Origin of the sequence: Blautia glucerasea (genome assembly GCF_013304385.1) — a bacterium.
Classification (GTDB): Bacteria; Bacillota; Clostridia; order Lachnospirales; family Lachnospiraceae; genus Blautia_A; species Blautia_A ammoniilytica.
The window spans coordinates 1-2,150 of sequence record NZ_JAAITU010000102.1; the positions used below are offsets into that span (position 1 = coordinate 1).

The window sequence follows — 2,150 nt, forward strand, 5'->3', positions numbered from 1 at the left end:
GGTGCGACCTGCGGTCGTTGCTTGAAGTGCGCGCATGCGCTATCACCTCCATTCGTGATATTTCTACCACGAAATGCCTAGTAAGTGATGAAAGGTGTGAAGCAGTGGGACAATGCGGGTAAGTGGAAGTCACATCCACCCAACCGCTAGGAATTGATGCACACGGCTAACATATGTGAACCATTGTAAGGGTCGTGATACTTGAAATGGTGAAAGTGACTGATACACCATTACCAAAACGGTTAGAGGGCGTGGGCTGGCGGTTTCGATATGCGCTGAGCTGAATGGACGAAGCACCTCCGGTCTAAAGATGGAGCCTAAATGCATCGCAATAATTCAAGCAATGGAACTGGGAAACCCTCTTGTGCTCCTTTCACAGGTAGGTTAATCGTAAGAAAAATACAATGCACAGGAGGAATGGATGCCAGAAGAAGCGAATGCTGTTGTGTAATGCAACAGATAGGGATTCAAACTTTGTCCCATCCGAAAGGAGGCAGACGTCTGGCGCGTGTCTAATCATATGAAAGACTGGGAATCTATGAATGCACAAAGTTCAATGACGCCATCTGCGAGGACAATGCAGACATACAGAAAACTGAAATGGAAAGAGATTAACTGGAAACAGGCAGAATTGTATGTTAATAGACTACAAGTACGGATTGTGAAGGCAGTACAGGCTGATAAGTGGAGACTTGTAAAGAGACTCCAAAAGTTAATCACAAATTCATTTTATGCAAAAGCCCTGGCAGTTAAGAGAGTGATAACAAACAAAGGTAAAAATACACCTGGAATTGATGGAGACATCTGGTCGACAGACGAAGACAAAATCCAGGCAGTTCACAACCTTACAACTTCTTCATACAAAGCAAAGCCATTGAAGAGAACTTATATCGAAAAGTATGGGAAAAAGGAAAAACGTCCACTAGGGATACCAACTATGACTGACAGAGCCATGCAAGGGTTACAACTGCTGGCTCTTGCCCCGATAGCAGAAACAACAGCAGACAAGGTTTCCTTTGGATTCCGGCAAAACCGATGTGCACAGGATGCAATGGAATACATGTTCAAACTTCTGTCAAGAAAAACTTCTCCGGAATGGATTTTGGAAGGTGACATTAAAGGATGCTTTGATAACATCAGCCATGACTGGATGTTGGAAAATATCCCAAGTGATAAAAGAATAATGAGGCAATTCTTGAAGTGCGGCTATGTGGAGAATAAGAGATTATTCCCCACAACAGGAGGTAGCCCCCAGGGAGGGCTGATCAGTCCGACCTATGCAAATATGACATTGGATGGACTTGAAAGATTGTTGCTTGAAAGATACAGTACGAGCAGTACAGGGCACTATCACCCGAATTACAATAAACATAAAGTACACCTATGCCGCTACGCTGATGATTTCATTATAACAGCAGACTGCAAGGAAGTTCTTGAAGACGTTAAACAAGTGGTTGAAGAGTTCATGAAAGAGCGGGGGTTGAAACTATCAGAAGAAAAAACGGCTACTACAAATATAAATGACGGCTTCGACTTTCTGGGATGGAATTTCAGAAAATTCGAAGGCAAACTTCTGATTCAACCGTCGACTAAATCTAAGAAGAAAATCACGAAAAAGCTTAGCCAGACAGTGCGGTATTATCGTGAGTCAAAACAAGAGCTTTTGATTGTAAAACTAAATCAGATAACAAAAGGATGGGCAGAATACCACCATTGCGTCTGTGCAAAAAGCACATTCGCTCTCATAGATCACAGACTCTGGGAGATGCTATGGAAATGGGCCAAACGAAGACATCCGCAGAAATGTAATAAATGGGTGAAGAACAGGTATTGGCATCCAAAATGTGGAAGACAGTGGTCATTCAGAACAGACACGATTGTTCTCTATCAAATGATGGACATGCCGATAGTAAGGGTAAAATCACTGTATTTGAATAAAAATCCCTTTTTGAACAGCGATTACTTCATAAAGCGGAAAAAGGAGCATGAAATGAAGCGAAAACTAGCATATCAGAAGAGTACAGCCGCACGTAGTGAATACTATGTGTTATAGATGCGTGAGCGGAATGCGGTGAAAGTCGCACGTTCCGTTCTTAGGGGAGGGACGGCCAGTAATGTCCGTCTCTTACCCGACTTTTTGCACCAAAATA

The 2,150-nt window shown here is 42.9% G+C and carries 1 protein-coding gene; it reads left to right on the forward strand.

Annotation, left to right across the window (positions count from 1 at the left end):
* Positions 1-520: 520 nt before the first annotated feature.
* On the forward strand, positions 521-2,053 hold the full coding sequence (gene ltrA / locus G5B11_RS18495; protein ID WP_202188988.1) for a group II intron reverse transcriptase/maturase: 1,533 nt from the start codon (positions 521-523) through the stop codon (positions 2,051-2,053).
* The last annotated feature ends 97 nt before the right edge of the window (positions 2,054-2,150 follow it).

Excerpts from the sequence above, each read along its gene's own strand:
- ltrA (WP_202188988.1), top strand. The coding sequence starts at position 521 with ATGAAAGACTGGGAATCTATGAATGCACAAAGTTCAATGACGCCATCT.